This is a genomic window from Moorena sp. SIO3I8 (assembly GCF_010692325.1).
Lineage (GTDB): Bacteria > Cyanobacteriota > Cyanobacteriia > Cyanobacteriales > Coleofasciculaceae > Moorena.
This window is the reverse complement of the sequence record NZ_JAAHHW010000029.1, coordinates 19,763-43,156: the sequence shown is the minus strand read 5'-3', so window position 1 is coordinate 43,156 and position 23,394 is coordinate 19,763. Positions and strand designations below refer to the sequence as shown.

Below are 23,394 nucleotides of genomic sequence, written 5' to 3'. Positions count from 1 at the left end.
TAGGGAAAGTTGGAAACTTTACTCACATCCGGGAAACTCATGAATTTTCTCAAATTTTACTCATCAACATTACAAAAAAAACAATAATAAACCAACTAAAGTAGGAATGGTAGTTGATTCAGAGTCAGAAGCAATGGAAGCAGAGTTTTACTACCGAGGAATAGATAAAATTCGTCAAGGAGACTTGAACGAAGCAATTGAGGAATTTGACAAAGCCTTAGAGATTAATCCGAACTTCGCCGAAGCCTACTATAAACGAGCTATGGCTCGCTTTGACTTAGGGGATAAACAAGGGGCGATCGCTGATTATACTAAGGCTTTACAAATCAATTCTGAAAGTATTGAAGTTTATTTCGGGCGGGGTTTGGCTCGATTGGCACTGGGAGATGCCACTGGAGCAATAGAAGATGCCAATCAAATACTTAAAATTAATCCTAACCAGCCTGCTGCTTGTAAGCTTCAAGGTAGTGCCTACCGTAAGTTAGGAGATAATCAGGCTGCGATCGCATCATTTAAACAAGCAGCTCAGCTCTACCTAGATCAAAAGGATAAATTAAATTGTCGTCGTTGTCTTGATAGTATCAATCAAATTCAACAACAGCAAATACTAGCTTTGGGTGGAGCGCAGACTAAAGATTTCTGTCATCAAGCAATAAATAAAGTTAACACAGGCAAATACCGAGAAGCCTTGGAGGATTTCAACTGGCTGCTTGAGGTTGACCCAAAAAATGCTCAAGCTTATTGCTATCGAGGTATTGTTCACTGCAAACTCCGTGATTACAGGAGAGCCATTCAAGACCTTGGTCAAGCTATGGAACTAAATCCCCAAGATGCTCAGGTCCGTTACCATCGAGGATTAGTCCGCATTGAACTGGGAGATTACCGGGGAGCTATTGATGACTTGACCAAGTTACTACAAAGCAATCCGGAAAATCGGGATGTCTTGATTCATCGGGGTAATGCCTATATCCAGATGGGAGACTATCGGCAAGCCATCGAAGATTATTCCCGAGTTATTACTCTTAAACCCAATGATGCTCAATCATATCGTTATCGGGCAACCGCTCGTGAAAAGTTTGAGGATCTACGGGGAGCATTTGAAGATTATCAACAAGCGGCAAACCTGTATTTCGATCAACAAGACTGGACTAATTATCGGAAACTGCTCGATAAACTCAAACAGCTACAGCCATTACAACTGACCGAGGGGTCGAGGAATCGAGAATCACAAGTACCATCAAATACTAAACCTAGTAGGGAGTTGCAACAAAGATTACTGAGACTGGTAGGAGGACAATCGGATATCGCAACACGCCTACTTGACTTGGCTAAAGGAAAATACCCAGGAATGCCAGAAAAGTGGTATTGGGAGAAAGTGATCAAGGATTTAGAACGATAGTGCTATAGTAATTTAACTATGGATAAGACTAGCGACAAGAATCATATGCGCTACGTGCAGGCTACGCCAACAGCTATCAGCTATCAGCTATTCCGATTGCTTCAATGGCAGCTTCTAATGCGATCGCAATATGAGTCCAATGGGTTCCGCCCTGACAAAACACAATATAAGGCTCCTTTAAAGGACCATCTGCAGAAAATTCCGACGTACTGCCATCAATAAAAGTCCCCCCAGCCATCACTAACTGACTCTCATAACCCGGCATTGCTGCTGGCACAGGGTCGAGGTAGGAACCTATCGGGGAATGCCGTTGTATCCCTCGACAGAAAGCGATTAATTTTTCCGGTGAACCCAACTCAACTGCTTGAATCACATCCCGACGGGGTACCATCGGTGGGGGATTGACAGGATAACCCAGTTCTGAAAGAGTATGAGCGATTAAATGACTCCCTTTGAGGGCTTCACCAACCATTTGGGGAGCTAGGAATAATCCTTGAAACAGCAATCGATTCTGATCGAAAGTCGCCCCACCTGAACTACCAATCCCTGGAGCAGTCAGACGACAGGTCGCCGCTTCAACTAAGTCAGCTTTTCCAGCGACATAGCCTCCAGCAGTAGCAATCGTTCCCCCAGGATTTTTAATCAAGGAACCCGCCATCAAATCTGCTCCTACTGCTGTTGGTTCTCGCTCTTCTACAAATTCCCCGTAACAGTTATCGACAAAACAGATAGTATCAGGATTTTGTTGTTTGACAAGCTTGACAATTTTTTCGATTTCTGATATAGAAAGACTCTTTCGCCAAGAATACCCACAGGAACGCTGAATGAAAACCAGGCGGGTATTCTCTCCTACCGCTGTTGCCAAGGCTGACCAATCTAAACTTCCCTCACTAGTTAGGGACAACTGGCGGTAACGAATCCCAAATTCTAGTAGGGAACCTTGACCATCACCTCGTAAACCAATCACCTCTTCCAAGGTATCGTAAGGGGCACCGGCAATCGCTAGCATTTCATCCGAAGGACGCAATACCCCAAACAGGCAAGATGCGATCGCATGGGTTCCGGATACAAATTGTACGCGAACAGCCGCAGATTCAGCTCCCATGACATCAGCAAATACCTGATCGAGAGTTTTCCGTCCTAAATCATCATGTCCATAGCCTGAAACACTAGCAAAGTGATGCACTCCTACACGATGTGCTCGAAAAGAATTCAGTACCTTTTTGAGATTTTGCTTGACGGCGGTGTCAATACCATAAAAGATCGGAAATAGTGCTTTTTCTGCTGCTTGCAGCCTTTGAGAGCTGTTCATTCCCAAAATTCGCGCCTCGAAATTTTAGATCAAAGAGAGCGGGTTATTACAATTTGTATCCTATTAGACTTACTGCATGACAATTGCTACTTCAGATAATCATCGTTTAGATTGGGTCGTTATTACCTATATGGCCTTTATTCACCTAACAGCGCTGTTTGCCTTACTTCCGAGCAACTTTAACTGGACAGCAGTAGGCTTAATGATCTTTTTCCACTGGGTGACAGGGGGCTTGGGGGTAACTCTGGGATGGCATCGCTTAGTGACCCACCGCAGTTTTCAGACACCCAAGTGGTTAGAATACTTCCTAGTTTTCTGTGGTACCATTTCCTGTCAAGGAGGAGTGATCCATTGGGTAGGACTACATCGCATCCATCATTTGCACTCTGACACCCAACCGGATCCTCATGACTCCCATCAAGGCTTTTGGTGGAGTCACATGGCTTGGATGTTGCATAAAATTCCTGCTGATGAGCAAATTTCTAAATTCACTAAAGATATTTCTGGAGATCGGGTTTATCAGTTTTTGGACAAGTATTTTGTGCTTGTTCAAGTGGTTCTAGGACTGTTGCTCTATGCCATCGGTGGTTGGCCATTTGTAGTGTGGGGGATTTTTGTGCGGCTAGTACTGGTGTTTCACTGTACCTGGTTTGTCAACAGTGCTACTCACAAATTTGGTTATCGCACCTATGAGTCTAATGATTGCTCAAAAAACTGCTGGTGGGTAGCCCTACTAACCTATGGCGAAGGCTGGCACAACAATCACCATGCCTATCAGTATTCTGCAAGGCATGGGATGAAATGGTGGGAAATTGACCTGACTTGGATGACGATTCAGTTCCTACAACAGCTGGGTTTAGCCAAAAACGTGAAACTGATTAGTCCTGAACAGACCTAAGTTTCCCTAGGGTGGTACCTTGAGTGCTACCCTACTAGTTCCCAAGCTAAACAGTTATGAGGGCTGAGTGCTCAACCCTCCTGACTAGCAGAGTATAGCCAAGTTTCAACAGTGCAAGCACCAGGAATTTATCCTTTCTAGTCAGGACTCATGACTCTAGCACTCAGATCCAGGTAGTTTCTCGGAAAATTAGTAAATCTTAAAATTTATTAGCTTTTGTTTACAACAAACGTAAAGTCTGCCTTTATAATCGTATAAGTATTGTTACTATTCTAAAATAGTTCTTATCGAACGTTAACGGATACACCTTAGCAACAACTCCTTAGTGATGCCCCGGATACTGGTCATCGATGACGACCCCGCAATTTCAGAATTAGTCACCATCAATTTGGAGATGGCTGGCTACGATGTTAGTCAAGCAATGGATGGCATCAAGGGTCAGGCTCTAGCTCTGCAACTGCAGCCAGACCTGATTATGCTAGACTTGATGCTACCCAAGGTAGATGGTTTCACCGTCTGCCAACGATTACGTCGGGATGAACGCACTTCCGATATTCCAGTATTGATGTTGACTGCCCTAGGTCAAACCCAAGATAAGGTAGAAGGCTTTAATGCTGGTGCCGATGATTATCTCACCAAACCCTTTGAACTCGAAGAAATGCTGGCGCGAGTGCGAGCATTACTACGGCGCACAGACCGAATTCCCCAAGCTGCTAAGCATACAGAAATCCTGAACTATGGTCCTTTGACCCTGGTTCCAGAAAGGTTTGAGGCGATTTGGTTTGATAAAACCGTGAAACTGACCCATCTGGAGTTTGAACTACTGCACTGTTTACTGCAGCGGCATGGTCAAACTGTTTCTCCCAGCGAAATCCTTAAAGAGGTTTGGGGGTATGACCCTGACGATGATATCGAAACAATTCGAGTGCATATTCGTCACCTGAGAACCAAGCTAGAACCTGATCCCCGCCATCCTAAGTACATCAAAACGGTTTATGGAGCAGGTTATTGCTTAGAGTTACCTAATACAGAAAAGACCCTAGAAGTGAATTCGGCGACTGCCTAGGATGAACTTGGTGATGTCAGAGCTACTACAAATCTATTTTCTGAAGCTAGAGGGGAAAGCCCCCGCCCTTAAGGCGGGGGTAAGCTTTATCGCCGTTAGTCAGTTGGCTACATCTCATCAAAAATTAATCAACTTCTAGGGAGCCAAGGCATTGCCCCGCAACAAGCTACCAATTGTCTTCGCTGTAATCTTCATTTGGATAAGAGGATTAGCAGGTACAACGGTTTTGTAGAGATAGCTATCGAAGGTCAGCCGCTGCACATCCTTGTCAGCGCACATCTCTACAAAGGCTTCCCGGCTAGCATCGGAGTTATAGAAAACTCGTTGTAGAATATCTAGGACTTTGTAGGTCATGCCGTATTTCTTATCCCAGCGCTTCAGGTAAAGCTTGAGGTCATTCTCTGTGGGGATACGGCTACCGCTGTTAGAGGTTTCCACAATGGTTTCAGCACACATGCGAGCTGATTTAGCCGCAAAGTAAATGCCTTCCCCAGAGGATTTAGTGACTGTTCCAGCAGCATCACCTACCAAAGCTACCCGACCAACTACACGTCTAGGTCTAGGATGCTCAGGAATCGGATGGGCTTCCACTTTGATAATTTTCCCACCCACAAGTTTCTTAGCCGCACGGGCACGAATCCCTGCTTGTAGCTTTTTGATCAGGGCTTGGTTGACCCTCATAGTGCCGGTACCAACAGCAACGTGGTCGTATTTAGGGAAGACCCAGGCGTAGAAATCAGGAGAGACATCATTACCCACATACATTTCTGCCAGGTCTTGGTAGTAATTCATCATGTTATCTGGCAGACTGATTCGCTCTTGGAACGCGATCGCATAATTGTAATCCCCAGCATCAATTGCTTTGGCAACCCGGGAATTTGCCCCATCAGCTCCAATTACCACATCTACTTTCAAGGTTTTGTGGGTTCCCTTGACACTGCCATCAGAATGGTCAGAATAATAGATGGTATAGGGTTGAGAGTTACTGGTGGGAATATCGAGTTTATAAACGGTGCCATTAATTAAGTTAGCCCCCAACTCAGCCGCACGATTGCGCATGAACCCATCAAGCACCTCGCGACGGCACATTCCAATATATTCGTTTTGCTTTTCTATATGGATATCAACTTCAATATCAGACGGTGAGATCATCTTCATGTTTCTCACTTGCCGGTCAATAATTTCTGGTGGCAGGTCAAACTCACTCACCATACATAGTGGAATCGCACCACCACAGGGCTTAGCATTGTCCAGCTTACGCTCAAACAAATAGGTTTCGATTCCTGCTTTAGCTAACGTCTCGGCAGCAGAAGAGCCTGCTGGTCCCGAACCAACTACTGCAACCCTTAGTGCTGGCATGTTTTCTCCCATGGTTTTTTAAGCTACGGAATGAATCCTATCACGGACTTTCCTGTCATCTGAACCTTCCCTAATATTTGGGGTCAAGTTGCAATACACCTTAACAAAAGTCCGTAACATTACTTAACAAGTCCTGCTGTGATTGGTCATTTTCATCGTTACTGGTTAATTGTTAAGGTTAATTATTAATTGTTAATTATTGTGCAATTGTTAGGAATTGTTATTGTTAATGGTTAATTCTTAATTATTAGACCTTTATTAAACTTGTTGGAAAAACAAATCTTAAGAGAAAATATCGATAGTGTAGGCAACTCGGTAAAGTAATACCAATTCGTAAAAGTAGGACTACAGATGCAGATGGTCCGAGAGTCGAGTTTTGGAACTACTGAATTTAGCGTTTCAGTTTCTTCCGTGCCTGCTGACGTAGCTTCAGGGCATTCCGGTGGTTAGGTTCAATCTGGAGTGCCTTATTTAAAGAAGTGATTGCCTGATTAAAGCGTCCTAGTGTTATCTGAGCTTCCCCCTTAATCATCCAAGCCTCTGCCAAATCTCGTTGAAGTGCGATCGCTTTCTCCAAAGCCGTAATCGCCTCAACAGAACGACCCAACTTTTGGAGGGTTATTCCCTGTGAAAGCCAAGCTTCCGTTAAATCTGGCTTAAGGGTAAGGGCTTGGTTATAGAGTCTGAGGGCTTCTACAGACCGTTGCTGTTGGTCAAGGGCTTGACCAAGGCTCCACACAGCTTCTGGGTAGTTAGGTTTGAAATATAAGGCATCATTACAAGCAACAACTGCCATCTCCGGCTGTTGGAGTTTATTCAGACTGTAGCATCTGCCCCAATAGGCTTCCGCAAAATCTGCTTTTTTAGCGATCGCTTGGTCGTATAGTTTTAGAGCTTCCTGGTACTGTCGAGATTTCCGCAATTGGTCAGCTTCGTCTAAAAGTTGCTCCGCTGTGACCTTAGCCTCAGTACTATAGTCAGTCTTATATTCAGTGATATAGTCAGCCTTATAGTCAGTATTTTCACCAGTTGCTTGGGCAGATAGAAAAGTTTTCAACAGCACCAAGCCCACCCCCAAGATAGTTATCGATACAGTAATTAAGCCCAACTTCACCAATCGTTGCGGAATAGATAGTGTTGTCCGGTTAGTTGCTGAACCTCTCGAATGTTCGGTGATGTCAAGTTGAGGCGTAGTTCTACTTTGACTCCTGGTGATCATTGACGAGGGGACTGTAGTGTTTGCTAGCTTCCTAATGTCGGGAATTGGGAGTTCCATCCCAGACTGGCTTTCACCGGTAATTTCCTGAGTAGGGATTTCTTCCTCAGCTAATGACAACAGTTGCTGTCTTGGTAAACTAGCCAGTACCTCTAGAGCCTCAGCTGCTGTCTGATAGCGGTCACGGAAATCATAGCGCACCATAATGTCAAGAATATGGGCCAACTCTGGGCTAACCTGCTTTGCGTAGTGTTGCCAATCAATTTCACTAGTTGTGGGATTTTCCTTCAAGTTTTTGGGATGAACCCCAGTTAATGCCTGGATACCAACCATCCCGACAGCATAGATATCACTGCTAAAGCGGGGCCTTCCTGCCAATTGCTCATGGGGCATATAGCCCTGGGTGCCTATAGAAACCGTTAAATGAGTTTCCCCAGTTTCAGGATTAATGTTTTGGCTACTGACTTGCTTAACAGCACCAAAGTCAATCAGCACGATTTTGTCGTCCCCTTGGCGGCGGATCAGGTTAGAGGGCTTAATATCCCGGTGGATAATCTGTTGTTGATGGACAAAGGCCAATACCTGTAGAATATCTATTAATAAAGCAATCACTCGCTCTTGTGAACACGGATGACCCTTGACAAGTTCTCGATTCAAAGGTTGTCCTTCAATCAATTCCTGAACCAGATAAAACTGCTGATCTTCCTCAAAATGCGCCAGTAGGCGGGGGATCTGGTCATGATTACCTAGCTGGTAGAGAAATCGAGCTTCTCTATCGAAAAGGCGTCTTGCCATTTGCAGCGTTGCCGTCTGTTCGGTTTGGGGCAAAAGATGTTTAACCACACATTGGGGTTGATTTGGCAAATGTATATCTTGTGCCAGGAAAGTTCGACCAAACCCACCAGCTCCCAGTTGGTTGATAATTTTGTAGCGTCCGCCTACTAGGGCTTTTGCGGGTTTTGTCTCTCCAGATAAGGGGCTCATCGAGGGGTTAGTGATGACTACCTAATTATGATTCCAAATTTAGCTAATATACCATTGATTTGGATCCTAGAGCTAGTTAGATCACAAAGAAAGTTAACATTACCGATTGTTGAATTCGCCCTCAACTTCCTCAACGTTAACTTTTTCCTTGACTATCGGACATTAATAGACTTGTCCGTTAATAAGCTAAAGTAAGGATAAGTGACTCAAATGAGGGAGTAAGCTGTCACCCATTTAAATTGTGAATGGGGGCTGATGGGGGGATGGTCAGATGGGGAGATGGTCAGAGGGTAGACCGGCTTTTGCACAAGTGGCTCCATGGGAAATTTCAATAGAGCTCTGCGGAAAATACTCAATACCTCTGTGCAACTAGCTCTAAAAACGCGATCGCCAATTTCAATTACCAGTCAGTTTCTAGCTAAAAATAGGTACTTGAGCTAATTGATGTTAATAAATCAGCCTTTTTTTTTAAGAGGGTTATACTCATTTTTTAGTTCTACAAAAAACGCAATCAATTATTATAACGCCATTATATTGGGTGTATTAGTGCCCCAAATCTTAATCTCACTAACCAAAAAATACTGCTAATTATCTGTTCATACTTCCTGGGATTCTTTATCGATGATGTTTTGACAAACATCAGATGCACCCATCACCAACCAAGATGCGCTGCTCTACATGGATTTGAAATTGACCATAGCTGAACAAAATCCCATCAGAGTGCATAATACCCCATAAGACCAGTATTAAACCAGCCTTAAAACCCTCTACCCCCTTTTAAAATTACCAGTTCGTCGAGTATGCTATGGCTATAGCCTTTTGCCAGGAAAGTAGCTTGGTCGCAAGACAAGCGGTTGCTGAGGTCTACTTTCTGAGATCTTCTTCTAAAAGTCGTGCAAGCGATGCAGCGCGGTCTTGAGGGTTTCCCCAATGAGCGACTGCATCAAGACAAAGCGTAAAAAGTACGGCTGGCGATCGCCTTTTAGCTCTTAGCTCAGAGATTACCTCTGGGAGGATGTATGTCAGTCGATCAAATCATTACCTGAAACCAGTATTTCCCGACCAGACGTTTATAGAAGCAAACGTTTATAACTTAATCCAAGACTACCAACCGGATAATGCCAGCAAACTTTGGTCATTACTAGATTTCCATCTATGGTATAAAGAATTTATTTCATGAATACATCTGTCTCAGTAGTTATCACCACCTTTAATAAAGCCCAGTACCTCGAACAATCAGTAAAGAGTGTACTAGCGCAAACATTTTACCAGATTGAATGCATTATTGTAGATGATGGCTCTACCGATAATACCCGCAAAGTTGCTGATCAGTTAGTCCACTCCCACCCACAGATACAGTACTTTTATAAAGACAATGGAGGTATATCATCTGCTCGTAATTTTGGCGCTGATAAAGCCACTGGAGAATGGATTCAATTCTTAGATGCTGATGATTGGATTCATGAAGATAAGATCAGATTCCAATTGAGCTGTTTAGAGGGAACTGGTGATAATGGTGATAATATAGTATTTTACTCAGACTATGAACGGGTGTATGTTGATCAAAACGAAAACATTATTGAAACCAAGCCTAATCCTGTTGGTGCTCTCACCAAAGAACAGCTAATCCAACGACTACTAATCTGTCCAGATTTTCTGGCAGACTCTCCTTTTCCATTGTTACAGCAATCGATGCTGTTCAAGAAAAAACTCTTAGACCAGAGGAATTTTGATACTCGCTTGAAAGCCTGTGAGGATCGAGAATGGGTATTAGAACTTCTGCAACGGAACGTCAGATTTATCCATACTCCAATCATCGGAGCCTATTATAGAAAACACCGCTTCAATCTCACCGATAATAGCTCACTGATGCGGGAGTCTTACATTAAGTATTTTGAAATTGTCTTGACAAATCACCAAAAATTATTTAGCTTATGCCAGAAAAGTATTAAGTATTTGATAGAAAAAAGTTTTGAGGAAAAAGACCAGGAAAGTTTTACCAGATTAGCTAAATTAGTGGAATTACCAGTGTATCTGCTCAATGGCAAAATTAAAGTTAATCATCGTTGGTTATTAAATTTACTTTATTGGCTCAGAACGATGATACCAAACTTTTTACTATACGAAAGATACCGAGGTCCCCGTTCTCGTAAACTTTTATCCATCATTAGCCGTCGGTCTTAGCATATGGGATAAACCTCCCGTTGCCTAGAATCAGGCTCAGGATAAATCCTAGAGAGCATCCTGATTAAATTCCTGATTAAATTCCTCCTGTCAACAGCAGCAAGACTGTTTGAAATAGCCCCACCATCACTCCTAAAATACCCCCTAAATTCACAATAGCTTGTAATTCACTTTTCACTAAAGTCTGAATCGTGATTTCCATATCTTTTGGAGAAGTAGCGTTTACCCGTTCAACAATCACCTCATCAATAGATAAAATCGGAATCACTTCAGTCATAATTTTTTCCAAATCCTCCTCCAGGTAGCGCTCTATAACCAAGGCGAGTTCCTTGCTAATCATTGCCAAGGATGTAGTCATAATTGCTGACTCTCGGAGCCGATTAACAATTAACACAGACACCTTTTCCCAGTCAATAGATTGATTTAATCCTTGTATAAATCCAGCACCCCCCTCTTGAATATAAGCACGCACCGAATCCCGCAGAGTTTTCCGTAACTGTCTCACTGTTGACAAAGGCAGATTTTGCAATGAGACATTTTGCAACCATTCCCGCAAGCGATCGCGAGTTCCTAGAGCCACAATTAACTCTTCGATGCGAGCATTAGTCGCTTCTTTCTCGTCAAGGCAAAAGCTTCGCAGGCGGATCAAAGCATTGCGCAGACCAAATAAATTTGCCACCACCCAGTATGTCCCACTAGACTTTTCCCGAAAGTCTTCATCAATGATTTGAATGTTGCGGTCAGTTAGGAAATCAATAACTGCCTGTCGCAAAATATCTGGAGGGAGTACTACTTTTAAGATCCACTCAGAAAGCTTCCGAGCTTGTTCTTGATCCAGTTTAAACTCCAATAAAATCTGGTCAAAAACATGGTTAAGTTGGGCTTCTAGGAAATCCTTACGACGAGCTAAGACTTTGAGCATACGTGGCAACGATTCCCCGATCAAGTCTCGGAGAATCCCAGCAAGAATATGAGCTGTTTTCTGTTGCTTATCCGACCGGACTTGATCTAGCGCTAAGTTTAATAGCCACAAGATCGCTGCTTCCACACGTTCAGTATGCAGCAGACGCTTTGCCAGACGCTGTAACTCTGTTGGCGTCAGCAGAGACCCCATAATAGTGTCAGCCACTCGCTTAGCCAGCCGTTCCTGGTTGCGGGGAATTAAACCTGGTGTAAAAGGTAGCTGACGCTTACCGATGTAAATTGGTCTGTAGGGACGGAACAACATTTTGATGGCTAAATCATTGGTGAAATAGCCAATAATTCCCCCAGCTATAGGAGGAACAAACAACAAGAACAAGTTAAACAGATCCAAAACAAAAATCGAGTTGTGTAGAACTTAAAAAGCAGGTAATCTGCAAGTTTAAAGTATGATGGATAAAGTCAGAAGTGTACAATAGTTATAGCATTTCTTAAATAGGTGAGGTACCCCGCCCTTGGGGGAGTAGGGAATAGGGAATAGGGAATAGGGAATAGGGAACAGCGAATATGGAATAGGGAATAGGGAACAGCGAATATGGAAAAAATCCTGTCTACCTCATTACTATAAAAACCGCTATATATGGCTGCGGTTCCTTAACAATTAGTAGGTTTGAGGATTAATTTAAAGATGCACCATCCCTCACCTTTATCCTTGCTGCCTTTACACTTACTATCTTCATCTTTTATACTTCAAGAATTGATTTCATGCCCAATATCTATTGTAGGCTTTTTCCAAAAGTGACATCCTCCCACACTAAACCCTAACGGGATATAATACACATTGCCGTTGATGGCACGGTTCGTTTTCTTTTTGTTTAAACCATGACTGAAGTACCACCAGGCTCTCCTGAAAGTCACCCTCAAACCAATTCAGAACAGATAAATGCTGAAGATTTATTAAACTTACTGCGGCGCAAAGAACGCAACTGGGTGGAGTGGGGTAAAGCCTGTCAGCAGCTACAAAAAGCTGGCTACAGTTCTCAGGTAATTTTTGAAGAAACTGGGTTTGAGCCAATTCAACAGAATCAAGTGATGGTGGCATCTCAGGTTTACACAAGTTTGATTACAGTGGGGGTGTCCGATGAAGTGCGATCGCGTTTTGAGACTAGCGGTAGCGATTCCCTGTACGAGTTGCGGATTCTCACCCAAGAAGAACGAGCTGCTGCTGCTGAATTTCTCGTTGCTAGAAACTTGAACTCCGAAGGAGCCCATGAAGTTGCCAAAGCAATCAAGACCTTTTCCCGCAGAAGCCGTCCACCGGAGGGATTCACCAATCATCCTGGTGATGCTGTTGCCTATCAGTATTGGAAACTTGCCAAACAACACAATGATTTGCAAGAACGTTCTCGTTTGATTGCTCGAGGCTTGATGTTTGCTCATACTCAACAAGCCCGGCAACAAATCGAAGAATTACTCACAGGAATCTTTGGTAGCACTCAGCGTCCAGCTCCCAGATTACCCATATACCGCCTCGAAGCTGAAGAAGATTTACCCCGCTTGCTTCCCGTAGTAGGATCCTTACCCCTGACAATAGCTGATCTCAACCAGGTTCCTAAAACTGACTATACCGGTGCTTTCAGTATAGTTAAAGGGCTTCGAGAGCAGACCTTCGTCGCAATACCCGGCTGGCAGGTAGTTTTGAAGGCACAAGATCCAGTAGTGATTTTGTGTAACAGTAATCAGCTCCCTATTCAACAGAATAACAAACCTGAAGAGATTTTGCTTATTATTGACCGCTCACAGCAGCAGTGGGATGGGGACAGCTACTTTTTGGTTGAAGAATCAGGACAGTTGGAGATTAAGTGGTTTCCAGATTCTCCTGATATTAGTTTTTTGGGACGCCTCATCCTAGTATTACGACCGAAAAAAATTCTGGATGAAGCCTTGAGTCAAGATGTCTGGCAAATTGATGAGTAATTAGTCATTAGTTATTAAGTTAGTTAATTTCTGTTTTGTTGACTGTTAAAAATTACCATCAACAAAACCCTTTTTATCAAAAGGCTCAGGTAGTTCGATTAGCCAGTACTGCATAGAATGGATCGCCTATAGTGATCCCAAGCTGTAGCAGAAAAGTAGGAAGCGGCGATGGTCGAGCAACAACCTCAGGCGAACTAAATCCAGGAATAGACTCGTAATAGCTTTTCACTAACTCCACTCGACTTTTCTCGGTCCCATCTCGCCAGGACTGAATCGCCTTTTGAAAAAACATTCGGTTAGAAAAGCTAATAATTGCTATTCCCCCTGGTTTTAAGACACGATGAATCTCAGCAAAAACTTTTTCGGGGTACTGAAGATACTGAACTGAAACAGCAATCAGGACAGCATCAAAGTCTTGGTCAGGCAATGGCAATTGCTGGTTTTGATTCAGGTCTTGGATAAAGTAGTGATTAAGTCTAGGATTTTTGACCAATTCTTCCAGATTCATCCCATGCCCCTCTACATGAGCAAACTCCATATCTTCTGGGAAGTGAGAAACCCAACTGCTCATGAGATCCAGGATTCGCGTGTTGGGTTGTAGTCGTTCCCGGTATAGGTTTACCAGCTGATCGATAAAGCCCTCATCGACATGAGTCACAAACCTTGGAAATGAATAGAATAGAGCATCATCGCTCTCATCCAATTTACTGCGTTGAAGGCGCTGGTCAATCATTGTATGAGCTAATATCTATCTTGTTAAGCTTGTTAAGAATATTATAAAGATTTATTAAGCTTATGGTAAGTATTTCATAGTTTGGTTTAGGACAAAGAATATTTTGAGCCGGTTAGACAGGGTTCTAAAAAAAAAATAGGGAAGAGCATTGATATCTCTTCCCCCTTGTTGATTTTGGTATTGATTTTTGTTGTCTTGATTTTGGTTTTGGAGTGCTTTCCGACTTTCCGATACTTTTTAGCTACCAAAATCTACTTTGCAGATTTTAGCCCACTAATGCAAGCTGCTTAAGCAGCCAGGGGGTATCTCCCAAGGCCAAGATCGGTTTTGTTCCGCTCAAGGCGCATAAATCTGTGTTTAATAGAAAACGCAACCACTATCATTAAAGCTTTGGTTTTCGGCTTCAATTCAAGGAACCAGAATGTTTTCTTTGACACTAGATTCCTAATCAAAGTCTAACATATTTTTGTAGATACTGCAAGATATTTGTAGAAAATCGTCAACAGTTGCTAGCCCCTTAGTTACAGTGGGCGGGGAGAGACTCGAACTCTCATGACCATAAGGCCGCCACATTTTGAGTGTGGTGCGTCTACCAATTTCGCCACCCGCCCGTTTGGGCATCTCCATTATTATAACTAATTAGCTGCTGATTTAACAAGGACTGATAAGATTGAGAACTTGCCCACCGGTCAATTTCTCGCGCCCGTAGTACAGGTAAGGGATGGCTCAGTTGAGAGATCTGCAATTGTTGGAGTACTTGACCCACCTCAGTATCACCCACGCTGTCGTAAGCCCTAGCTTGAGCGATAAACGCATCTAGGTTCAGTTGTGGTGCCAGAGTTGGGGAACCACCAGCCAGTTTCATCAATACAGACATGACCACTCTCGGATTTTGAGTAGCCAGTAAAGCAGCGCGATCGCAACTAAATTCCGCACATCGTAGCCACTCTAACATCTTCTCCTGTATGCTTTGAGCAATGAGCATGCCCCAATTCGGAATTAAACTAGCCGCTAATACCATGATATTGAGCGGTGTTAGGTACACCCCATGTTCACATTTGAGATGACCCAGTTCATGGGCAATAACCGCCTGAATTTCCTCTGGTGTCAGCAGATCAATTAAAGAGGTGTGCAAGACAATGAAAGGCTGCTTACCCCGCATAGCGAAGGTATAGGCATTGGGAGCAGGATTTTGCTGCACATAAAGCTGAGGCGGCTCTAAATCTAAAGTTGTGCAGGCATCTTCGAGTAGTTTATGAAGATGGGGCAGTTGATTTTCTCCCACCAAGACACTAGCAGCGATATTGTTCAGGTAAAAAAACTGTTCCGCCACAGGACCTAGTAAATTTCGCACCACCAAGTCTATCCCTGGCAACTGTTTCAGGGCTGTGGTTGCTTCCAAATCTAGGGGATGACGGAAATGATCTGCCTTCAGACCAAATAGTGATGTTTTAGTCATTAGCTGTTAGTCGTTAGTCATTAGTCATTACTTATTAGTCTAGGACTTACCCAAAATCTCTGGCTCAAGCCTAATCTATTGTAGGGTTACAAGCCTTGCGCCCTAACTAGATATAGCTCTACCTCTATATAGCTAATTATATAGCGCCACTGCGTAATTCCTCTAGTGTTTGGTGGTGGTCTTGAACTGACAGACTTTCAACTAACAATCCCCTAAACGCTAAACGACTTACCACAGCCACAGCTTTGATTGGCATTGGGGTTGGTGAATTGGAAGCCACCACCAATCATAGCATCGCTGTAATCCAGTACCAGACCGTAGAGATAAAGCAGACTTTTTGGATCACAGATTATTTTGAAGCCATCGTAGTCAAAGATTTCATCATTCTCCCGAATGTTACTAGGTTCTTCAAAATCCATCATGTAAGACAGTCCTGAACAGCCTCCCTGGCGAACACCAACTCGCAGGTAAAGGTCTTTTCCTTGGCTTTGTTGCAGGGCTAAAACATGCTTTAGGGCTTTATCTGTCAGTTGAATACCTTTTTGCTGTGACTCAGTTGCTTGTGCCATTGCTTACGTTTGACTCCTAATTTTGCTTGGTGTTAAGTTGTTGTGCATCGTCAAGAAAGATAATTATCAGGCTGTAACCCAAGATTTAGCTTAGAGTGTCTCATAAACTAGATGCTTTACAGCTTATAGGTAAATCGGCTCTGCCAGTTCACAGTTTTGCTGTTTATCGATAATTATCTAATTGTCGTTAAATGGAAATTATTGGGGGTTTGAATCTTTATTGTAACGAGTCTTTAGGCTACCAGGCATTAATCATTCTACGTTATGGTTTATCGTTCCACCGTGACTAAGATACTGGCTAATCTCTTCTTCACTAACTCGGTAACCACAGTTAATGATCATCTTGTGTACTTGTTGGCTGCACTGCACCCCTTGCTCAGATATACCCAGACAGTTATAAACTGTCCTGAGTTGAGAAAATTCAGCCTTTTCATGGAACAAGCTCTCCCCCTCCCCAGGATGGGCGATTTCTTGCCAAAGTCTTAAGGCTTGTAAGTGATACGCTAAGGCATGGGGGTAATTTCCCAAGTGGTAGTGAACCGCTCCGATATAATCCAAGCTTCTGGTGTTACCATGAAGTGATTTACTCAGTTGCTGACCAATCTCCAAAGCTTGATGATAGAAATCCAATGCCCGTAGTTCCTCACCTAGTCGGAAGTAAACTGTGCCAATCCTCTCAAGAGTAGTTAACTTGCGACTAGAGTAACGAGAGGATGTTTTTTTTTCGTGAATGGTTAGGGCTTGCTCCAAGACAGCAAGAGCTTGACGGTATCTTCCAAGCTGGGTATAAGCTTCCCCTATATTTTCCAGTGCTCTGCCTTCGCCCTCAACTGAATTGCCTAAGTTTTGAAAAATCTTCATGGCTTGGCGAAAGCATCTCAGAGCCAGCACTGGTTGATGCCAGCTATTGTGAATTTCCCCTAGGTGATTAAGTATTTTAGCAATTTCTGAGTGATCTTGAGTTTTTTGGAAAATCCTCAATGCTTTTAGATAAACCTTAAATGCCTTATCATCCTGGTTAGTCTTGCAATAAGCCATTCCGAGATGATGAAGAATGACCCCTACACTCTTGGGCGAACCAACATCATTGGCCATTTGTAAACTTTGCTGGAGACACTTGATGCCCCAGGCATACTCTCCCAAACGGCAATGAACTAACCCAATGCGTTTGAGAGTATCCACTTGACCAGTCAAATCTTCGTTAGTTTGACAAATTGCTAAGGTGTTTTGCAGTGTTTTTAGTATATTTTTTAACTTACTTTGGCGATACTTACAAGCTTGAGGCTGGAAAGGGTCATCTCCTGCAGTCTTGTTTTGGTGTTGCTTGACTTCCGTTTCAACTAGATTCTGAACCAGATCTGCCATATTAATATTGCTCCCTGATGTAGATGGGGGAGGGATGATGGAGCCAAATAAACTTGAGTAGCCCATCTCCCTTGCTCATTTTCAGCAGTTATGTCTCTGTTCTAACTCGGTTACCAGAGATAATATTACTCACAACTTGCTGTAAATTCCTAAATATATTTTTCAGTAAGTTAAGGAAATTACTGAGCTATTAATAAAAATTAACATCAGTAGCCTGGGCACACTAATCTGGAAAGACCTAGTTGCCGTCATACATACTAGCTTATTTCCCCATCTCCCCGTCAGCCCATTGCCGATGATAGCCCATTGCCGATGATACTATCTTGAAGCGAACTCACTATCAAAATCTTTCCGGAGAAGGGTCACACCTAATCGAATAAGGAAGTAGTAGATGCACCCTGATCACCGCCCCCAGCTTTTACAGGTTGGGGGTTTCCTGATTTTTTAACCTATTCCTGTGGTGTTGAGTATTCTGAGCACTAACCACTTATTTCACCCGAAGAGTACTAATTTCTTTAAGCCTCAGCTCACACAAATAAACTCCAGTACCTGCTCTAGATAAACCCCTGGAGCCTCCAACATCGGAAAGTGAGCTGTATCAGGAATTTCAACATACTTGACGTTTTGACTTAATTGTGATGCTCTACGCCCTAGTGCTGAAGGAATAATTTTGTCGTATTCACCAGAAACTAGCAGGGTTGGCACCTTTAACTGAGCGAACTTATTAGGCATTACCTCAGCCGCATACTTACTAACCGCAGTCAGCATTGTTCCCAAAGCTGCTTCATAATCAGCCATTAGGTAATCTGCCAAAAAAACCCGGCTCACTGCCCTAGGTAGGGGATGGTGCAAAAATCGCATCATGAACACGGTACCGGCTAAGGGAATATTTAACAACCAACCGGGGCGGAACTTAACTACTAACTCACCAACTTTGTGAAAAGCGGTGAAGGATTTCTCGTCATAATCAAAAATACCGCTATTATTCAAAATTGCCTGTTCAACCCGCCCAGGATAACGATTGAGAAACATTGTAGCAGCAGATGCCCCTAGGGAGTGGGCATTGATATAGATACGATCAAGTCCCAGGGTATCTAACAACACCACTAAATCTTCAGCATAGTCCTCCATCTCATAGGTCAAGTTTGTCCCCTGTTGGGGCAATTTTGACCGACCAAACCCCCTTAGGTCATATAGGAGGCAGTCAAAAGTATTGGATAGAGCTTTAGCGGTACTTTCCCAGTAGCGAGACGAGCCACACCAGCCATGGATAAAGACCATCACAGGTTTATTTCCACAAGGTGTTGACTTCTTTACCCATTCATAGTAGTGTTCTACACCCCGAATTTGAATGTAAGGCATTTTGTGATCTTTGTCCTTTGTTAATTGAAAATCAACAATCAACAATTAACAATTAACAATTAACAATTAACAACCGATAAATTTGGTTTTGGCCAATGATAAATTACTACTATGCTGATTCTGGCTTTGGCAATGAAGAAGGATGAACCAATAGTTCAGCAGTTGAGCGCTTCTCTACCATTTCCCTAGTGATTGTACAGCGAGTGACATCCTTACGAGAAGGCAACTCGTACATCACTTCCAGCATCAATTCTTCCACAATGCCCCTTAACGCCCTAGCACCGGTTTTACGACGGTAAGCTTCCTGGGCCAGCGCTCGAATTGCATCTGGCATAAACTCCAAGTTGACATTGTCCATCTTCAGCAGCTTTATATACTGTTTTACCAGTGCATTCTTGGGTTCTGTCAAAATTGCCATCAGGGCTTCCTCATCCAGGGGTTCAATGACCGCTACCATTGGTATACGACCAATGAACTCGGGAATCATGCCGAATTTAACCAAGTCATCTGGCTGCAAGTGTCGCAGAATATCTGCTGTTCGCTTTTCCTTCGAGTTATGCTCTCCAGGCTGAATAAATCCCATGGAACGCTTGCCTAGGCGTTGCTCGACCACCTTCTCCAGACCAACAAACGCGCCACCGCAAATAAACAGAATATTGCTGGTGTCAATCTGAATACAGTCTTGATAAGGATGTTTGCGTCCACCTTGAGGGGGCACATTAGCAATGGTTCCTTCTAGCATTTTCAGTAATGCTTGCTGGACTCCTTCCCCAGAAACATCCCTGGTAATAGAGGGATTTTCACTCTTGCGGGCTACCTTATCGATTTCATCGATATAGATAATCCCCCGCTGGGCTTCCTCTACATCCAGATCTGCCACTTGCAATAGTCGCAGTAAGATGTTTTCTACATCTTCCCCAACATAACCAGCTTCTGTCAGGGTTGTGGCATCTGCCACAGCAAAAGGCACATCTAATATTTTGGCTAAGGTTTGGGCGAGTAATGTTTTACCACAACCCGTAGGACCAATTAGAAGAATGTTGGACTTTTGTAGCTCTATGCCATCATCCATTATTCCCTGACCCTGACCCTGAGCTTTAGATTGGAGCAAGCTTAGGCGCTTGTAGTGGTTGTACACAGCCACTGACAGAACTTTTTTGGCTTCCTCCTGACCAATCACATGGTCATCTAGATACCGTTTAATTTCCCTGGGTTTGGGAATCTGATTCATGGAAATGCGGTTGGCACGGGGACGACGTTTCTTAGCAGGTTCTGGTCGAGGAGCAGGCTGGGGAGCAGGCGCACCGGAATCGAGTAACTCCTCATCTAAAATTTCATTACATAAATCAACACACTCATCACAAATATAGACTCCGGGGCCAGCAATTAATTTGCGTACTTGCTCTTGAGACTTACCGCAGAAGGAACATTTTAGATGGGAGTCGTATTTAGACATAAGAAGCCTCTTTCTACATAGAAGCGACAGCTGCTTCCTGGTTAGGAAGATTCTGCCGGGAGATCACCTGGTCAATTAAACCATAGTCTTTAGCTTGCGCCGCTGACATGAAAAAGTCGCGTTCGGTATCTTCGGCAATTTGAGCCACTGGTTTACGGGTGTGATTAGCCAGTAATTCGTTAAGGGTTTGCTTGTGGTATAGAATTTCCTTAGCTTGAATTTCTATATCCACCGCTTGTCCCTGAGCACCGCCAAGGGGCTGGTGAATCATAATCCGAGAATTGGGCAATGCCATCCGTTTACCAGCAGCTCCCCCTGCTAGGAGAAATGCGCCCATACTAGCAGCTAAGCCATAGCATATGGTAACCACATCAGGGCGCACTTGCTGCATCGTATCATATATTGCCATCCCTGCAGTTACCGAGCCACCTGGGGAGTTGATATACAATTGGATATCCTTTTCCTGGTCTTCAGCTTCTAGGTATAACAGCTGGGCAACAATTGAGTCAGCTACCACATCATCGACCTGGGTTCCCAAAAACACAATGCGTTCTCGCAGCAGCCGCGAATAAATGTCAAATGCTCGTTCTCCCATTCCAGACTGCTCTACCACCATTGGTACAACAGTACTACTGGAGGTGATTTGGTATTGGTCTAGAGAACTTAAGCTGGTGATTGAGGAATGAGGGGACACAGATTGCAGCATAGGATACAATTCGTCAAGACCTCTGGATTTACTAATAAAGGTGCTATCTAACAAGGGCACGAATAGGCATAAAGTCAAAGTCTCTATACAAACTATTATGCCTTAACTGTTTGCTTGTTGGTGCAACAGTTGACGGTTATAGAGTTGAGGCTTATAGATAAGCCTAAGCTGTTGAGCTAAGGCGTGTTTCTTCTAAGGGATCTAAGCTGAGCCTTGGGTTTCAGTCTCAGAATTATACAAAGTTAAATGCACAACACCTTAGCAACTCGCTACCTTCTACCCTGGGCAGATCACCAACAAGGCCAACGCTACGATTTACTCAGAAACAGGTTCAGCTGGTACTTCAATAGTCTGGGAAGCCGCATCCGTTGTTTCTAGCTCGGTTACTGTAACGGCCGTGTCTTCTGCTTCAGTTTCTTCTTCGGTGATGGTTCCTTTGGGAACCAGCTCTATAGTAGCGTGATCTTCTAACCATTTAATGGCTTTGAGTTTGAGCAAATCGGACTCGACGAATTCCCGCAGCCGATCCGGATCTACCTCTTGACCAGCCAACTCCTTCATCAATTCTTGACTTTTCGCTTCTATTTCCGACTCTTCAACGGTTAGGGATTCACGTGTAGCTATTTCCTTAAGGGCTAGGGATTGTCGGAGGCTTTGGATGGCATCAGGACGTGATCTTTCTCGCAGCTGTGGTAGATTCTCTTCGGTAAACAGCCTTTTGACATCCATGCCCAACTGTTGCATCTGGATGGCTGTTTGGGTCAAAATTGTTTGGAGTTCCTGGTCAATTAGCGTTTCAGGCAAGTCAACTTCAACCTTTTCCAGCAGAGCGTTGATTAAAGCCTCCTCCTTGCTGGCTTGGGTTTCTTGATCAGCTTTTTCCTGAAACTCCTGCTGTAAATATTCCCGTAACTCTGCCAAGGTTTCTTTATCACTAACTTCTTGAGCGAAGTCGTCATCTAACTCTGGCAGCTCTTTTTCCTTGATTTCTTTTAGGGTGATGCTAAAGACCGATGACTTGCCAGCTAAATCTTCTAGGGGGTAATCTTCAGGAAAAGTCACTGGTACTTCTTTAATCTGATCAGGATTCATACCAACGATGCCTTGAAGAATGTCCTCTAGGAACTTGCCTTCCCCAAGTTCAATTTCAAAATCCTTAGCCTCACCGTTAGGGATTACTGAGCCTTCATCCTCTTCGCTATCACCAGTAAATCGACCGACGTAATCCACCACGACCACATCTCCCATCTGAGCTGGGCGTGATTCCACTGGTACTAAGGTAGCCTGCTCAACACGCCGTTGTTCGAGAAAATTCCCGACGGCATCCGGTTCAACCTTAGTTTCCTCAGCTTTCACACTTAAGCCATTGTATTCCCCTAAATTGACCACTGGTGGCACATCCACCGATGCGCTGAAGGTTAGGGGTTCTCCAGGTTTGAACTGGCTGAGCAAATCTTCTAAGGTAGAGGTTAAATTATAGTTCCCTAGTGCCTCAATTTGGGCTTGCTCAATCGCCTGCTTTAGACTACTGTCGAGCAAATCTTCGATGGCAGCAGCTTTTACCTGTTGGGCACCAAGACGTTGTAGCAAAACCTGACGGGGTACCTTCCCTTGGCGAAACCCAGGAATTTTGACTGTACGGGAAAGGTTCTGTAAAACCTTTTCATAGGCTTGTTTGGTCGTTTCAGCTGGAATTTCAATTTCCAGACCAACCTGGCTAGCGGGAAGTTTTTCCTGAGTTACTTTCATTGACGCTTGGGTGTGAAGAGTTAATTGTTTAATGAGTCGGGACAATGGATAGTCAACCTGGCTGAATCAAAGATTCGACCTGGGGACTCCTATATTACTTTAGGTGTTGCCTGCTTCGACCAACAAAATTCACCAAAAAGATTTACATTGTGTCAGCCAAGGTATTTATCCACATGCACTAGTTGCCCTAGTCGGCGGTGGTTCTCATCAAAGGGTTTGGCAACAAAGTCGCAAGGGACGAATTTCTCAAGGGGTTTGAGTCAAAACGCCGATATCCAAAGGAGTAGAGGTGAAAATTAATGGTTATCGAGTATCGATACAGATGGACAATTTCTACCTCGGATGGAACTAGACGGGAGAATCCAAAGCAATTATGGTATGCTGATTCTAACAACCAGTTAAGCGTTAAGCACATCTACCAGTTCTTTTACGGCAGTAGAGAATACTATCTATAGGTGGTTACTACAGCCTTTAAGCAAGCTCTTAGTCGATCAGAGCTTTTTAAGTGTACCTAACACGCCAGTCGATGACTCTGGCCTGAGCTTAATAGGGCAGTGTGAGGGATTAAACTCGCGCTAATTGATAAGTTTATTAATATTTGGGCATTCCAGGCATTTTATTAAGACGCCAATGGGCTATAGCGAACAGGGTAAGGGAAAGAATCAATAAGGAGGCATTA

General features: G+C 43.6%; 18 protein-coding genes and 1 tRNA gene. 6 read left to right on the top strand and 13 right to left on the bottom strand.

Annotated elements, in window-relative coordinates; genetic code table 11:
• Nucleotides 1–106 precede the first annotated feature (106 nt).
• Nucleotides 107–1,399, top strand: coding sequence for a tetratricopeptide repeat protein (locus F6K51_RS13995; RefSeq protein WP_293021121.1), 1,293 nt, complete (start codon nucleotides 107–109; stop codon nucleotides 1,397–1,399).
• Nucleotides 1,400–1,475: 76 nt separating this feature from the next.
• Here the strand turns inward: F6K51_RS13995 and F6K51_RS13990 are convergent, their stop codons facing one another.
• Nucleotides 1,476–2,711: a methionine gamma-lyase family protein gene (locus F6K51_RS13990; RefSeq protein ID WP_075902090.1), complete on the bottom strand. Its 1,236-nt coding sequence runs from the start codon at nucleotides 2,709–2,711 to the stop codon at nucleotides 1,476–1,478.
• Between the two features lie 76 nt (nucleotides 2,712–2,787).
• Here F6K51_RS13990 and F6K51_RS13985 point away from each other — a divergent pair, with 76 nt between their 5' ends.
• Nucleotides 2,788–3,609, top strand: a complete 822-nt coding sequence (locus F6K51_RS13985; protein ID WP_293021119.1) for a fatty acid desaturase — start codon at nucleotides 2,788–2,790, stop codon at nucleotides 3,607–3,609.
• A gap of 328 nt (nucleotides 3,610–3,937) precedes the next feature.
• On the top strand, nucleotides 3,938–4,675 hold the full coding sequence (locus tag F6K51_RS13980; RefSeq protein ID WP_070394338.1) for a response regulator transcription factor: 738 nt from the start codon (nucleotides 3,938–3,940) through the stop codon (nucleotides 4,673–4,675).
• 135 nt (nucleotides 4,676–4,810) lie between these two features.
• On the opposite strand, the gene chlP is transcribed toward F6K51_RS13980, so the two are convergent.
• The gene (gene chlP / locus F6K51_RS13975; protein WP_075906354.1) at nucleotides 4,811–6,034 is read right to left on the bottom strand and encodes a geranylgeranyl reductase; all 1,224 of its coding nucleotides are present in this window, start codon (nucleotides 6,032–6,034) and stop codon (nucleotides 4,811–4,813) included.
• 391 nt (nucleotides 6,035–6,425) lie between these two features.
• Entirely contained in the window at nucleotides 6,426–8,234 is a 1,809-nt protein-coding gene (locus F6K51_RS13970; RefSeq protein ID WP_075902086.1) for a serine/threonine-protein kinase, read from the bottom strand.
• A gap of 1,015 nt (nucleotides 8,235–9,249) precedes the next feature.
• On the opposite strand from F6K51_RS13970, the gene F6K51_RS13965 reads away from it, so the two are divergent.
• Both F6K51_RS13965 and F6K51_RS13960 read left to right on the top strand, forming a co-directional pair.
• Complete coding sequence (locus F6K51_RS13965) at nucleotides 9,250–9,414, top strand: hypothetical protein (protein ID WP_158069714.1); 165 nt, start codon at nucleotides 9,250–9,252, stop codon at nucleotides 9,412–9,414.
• Nucleotides 9,411–10,418, top strand: coding sequence for a glycosyltransferase (locus F6K51_RS13960; protein ID WP_293021114.1), 1,008 nt, complete (start codon nucleotides 9,411–9,413; stop codon nucleotides 10,416–10,418). The genes F6K51_RS13965 and F6K51_RS13960 overlap by 4 nt, the downstream gene beginning before the upstream one ends.
• A 76-nt stretch (nucleotides 10,419–10,494) precedes the next feature.
• On the opposite strand, the gene F6K51_RS13955 is transcribed toward F6K51_RS13960, so the two are convergent.
• On the bottom strand, nucleotides 10,495–11,733 hold the full coding sequence (locus tag F6K51_RS13955) for a DUF445 family protein (protein WP_293021112.1): 1,239 nt from the start codon (nucleotides 11,731–11,733) through the stop codon (nucleotides 10,495–10,497).
• A 488-nt stretch (nucleotides 11,734–12,221) separates the two neighbouring features.
• On the opposite strand from F6K51_RS13955, the gene F6K51_RS13950 reads away from it, so the two are divergent.
• Nucleotides 12,222–13,316: a RuBisCO accumulation factor 1 gene (locus F6K51_RS13950; RefSeq protein ID WP_293021110.1), complete on the top strand. Its 1,095-nt coding sequence runs from the start codon at nucleotides 12,222–12,224 to the stop codon at nucleotides 13,314–13,316.
• An 85-nt stretch (nucleotides 13,317–13,401) separates the two neighbouring features.
• Here F6K51_RS13950 and F6K51_RS13945 read toward each other — a convergent pair whose 3' ends face one another.
• The 9 genes from F6K51_RS13945 to tig form a co-directional block, all read right to left on the bottom strand.
• The gene (locus tag F6K51_RS13945; protein ID WP_293021108.1) at nucleotides 13,402–14,049 is read right to left on the bottom strand and encodes a class I SAM-dependent methyltransferase; all 648 of its coding nucleotides are present in this window, start codon (nucleotides 14,047–14,049) and stop codon (nucleotides 13,402–13,404) included.
• 527 nt (nucleotides 14,050–14,576) lie between these two features.
• Nucleotides 14,577–14,660 (bottom strand) — tRNA-Leu (locus F6K51_RS13940).
• Complete coding sequence (locus F6K51_RS13935; RefSeq protein ID WP_293021106.1) at nucleotides 14,639–15,508, bottom strand: M48 family metallopeptidase; 870 nt, start codon at nucleotides 15,506–15,508, stop codon at nucleotides 14,639–14,641. Before F6K51_RS13935 ends, F6K51_RS13940 begins: the two co-directional genes overlap by 22 nt.
• A gap of 212 nt (nucleotides 15,509–15,720) precedes the next feature.
• Entirely contained in the window at nucleotides 15,721–16,077 is a 357-nt protein-coding gene (locus F6K51_RS13930) for an iron-sulfur cluster assembly accessory protein (RefSeq protein WP_070394331.1), read from the bottom strand.
• A gap of 252 nt (nucleotides 16,078–16,329) precedes the next feature.
• Nucleotides 16,330–17,508, bottom strand: a complete 1,179-nt coding sequence (locus F6K51_RS13925; protein WP_293021104.1) for a tetratricopeptide repeat protein — start codon at nucleotides 17,506–17,508, stop codon at nucleotides 16,330–16,332.
• Nucleotides 17,509–17,964: 456 nt separating this feature from the next.
• A complete protein-coding gene (locus tag F6K51_RS13920; protein WP_293021103.1) occupies nucleotides 17,965–18,804 on the bottom strand; it encodes an alpha/beta hydrolase in 840 nt (279 codons plus the stop codon).
• Nucleotides 18,805–18,913: 109 nt separating this feature from the next.
• Nucleotides 18,914–20,260, bottom strand: a complete 1,347-nt coding sequence (gene clpX / locus F6K51_RS13915; protein WP_293021101.1) for an ATP-dependent protease ATP-binding subunit ClpX — start codon at nucleotides 20,258–20,260, stop codon at nucleotides 18,914–18,916.
• 13 nt (nucleotides 20,261–20,273) lie between these two features.
• On the bottom strand, nucleotides 20,274–20,966 hold the full coding sequence (clpP, locus tag F6K51_RS13910; protein WP_293021169.1) for an ATP-dependent Clp endopeptidase proteolytic subunit ClpP: 693 nt from the start codon (nucleotides 20,964–20,966) through the stop codon (nucleotides 20,274–20,276).
• A gap of 315 nt (nucleotides 20,967–21,281) precedes the next feature.
• Entirely contained in the window at nucleotides 21,282–22,715 is a 1,434-nt protein-coding gene (tig, locus tag F6K51_RS13905; protein ID WP_293021099.1) for a trigger factor, read from the bottom strand.
• Nucleotides 22,716–23,394: the final 679 nt, after the last annotated feature.

Excerpts from the sequence above, each read along its gene's own strand:
- tig (WP_293021099.1), bottom strand. The coding sequence starts at position 22,715 with ATGAAAGTAACTCAGGAAAAACTTCCCGCTAGCCAGGTTGGTCTGGAA.
- F6K51_RS13995 (WP_293021121.1), top strand. The coding sequence starts at position 107 with ATGGTAGTTGATTCAGAGTCAGAAGCAATGGAAGCAGAGTTTTACTAC.
- F6K51_RS13920 (WP_293021103.1), bottom strand. The coding sequence starts at position 18,804 with ATGCCTTACATTCAAATTCGGGGTGTAGAACACTACTATGAATGGGTA.
- clpP (WP_293021169.1), bottom strand. The coding sequence starts at position 20,966 with ATGCTGCAATCTGTGTCCCCTCATTCCTCAATCACCAGCTTAAGTTCT.
- F6K51_RS13945 (WP_293021108.1), bottom strand. The coding sequence starts at position 14,049 with ATGATTGACCAGCGCCTTCAACGCAGTAAATTGGATGAGAGCGATGAT.
- F6K51_RS13970 (WP_075902086.1), bottom strand. The coding sequence starts at position 8,234 with ATGAGCCCCTTATCTGGAGAGACAAAACCCGCAAAAGCCCTAGTAGGC.
- F6K51_RS13990 (WP_075902090.1), bottom strand. The coding sequence starts at position 2,711 with ATGAACAGCTCTCAAAGGCTGCAAGCAGCAGAAAAAGCACTATTTCCG.
- F6K51_RS13925 (WP_293021104.1), bottom strand. The coding sequence starts at position 17,508 with ATGGGCTACTCAAGTTTATTTGGCTCCATCATCCCTCCCCCATCTACA.
- F6K51_RS13935 (WP_293021106.1), bottom strand. The coding sequence starts at position 15,508 with ATGACTAAAACATCACTATTTGGTCTGAAGGCAGATCATTTCCGTCAT.
- F6K51_RS13985 (WP_293021119.1), top strand. The coding sequence starts at position 2,788 with ATGACAATTGCTACTTCAGATAATCATCGTTTAGATTGGGTCGTTATT.
- F6K51_RS13930 (WP_070394331.1), bottom strand. The coding sequence starts at position 16,077 with ATGGCACAAGCAACTGAGTCACAGCAAAAAGGTATTCAACTGACAGAT.
- F6K51_RS13965 (WP_158069714.1), top strand. The coding sequence starts at position 9,250 with ATGTATGTCAGTCGATCAAATCATTACCTGAAACCAGTATTTCCCGAC.
- clpX (WP_293021101.1), bottom strand. The coding sequence starts at position 20,260 with ATGTCTAAATACGACTCCCATCTAAAATGTTCCTTCTGCGGTAAGTCT.
- F6K51_RS13950 (WP_293021110.1), top strand. The coding sequence starts at position 12,222 with ATGACTGAAGTACCACCAGGCTCTCCTGAAAGTCACCCTCAAACCAAT.
- F6K51_RS13980 (WP_070394338.1), top strand. The coding sequence starts at position 3,938 with ATGCCCCGGATACTGGTCATCGATGACGACCCCGCAATTTCAGAATTA.
- F6K51_RS13960 (WP_293021114.1), top strand. The coding sequence starts at position 9,411 with ATGAATACATCTGTCTCAGTAGTTATCACCACCTTTAATAAAGCCCAG.
- chlP (WP_075906354.1), bottom strand. The coding sequence starts at position 6,034 with ATGCCAGCACTAAGGGTTGCAGTAGTTGGTTCGGGACCAGCAGGCTCT.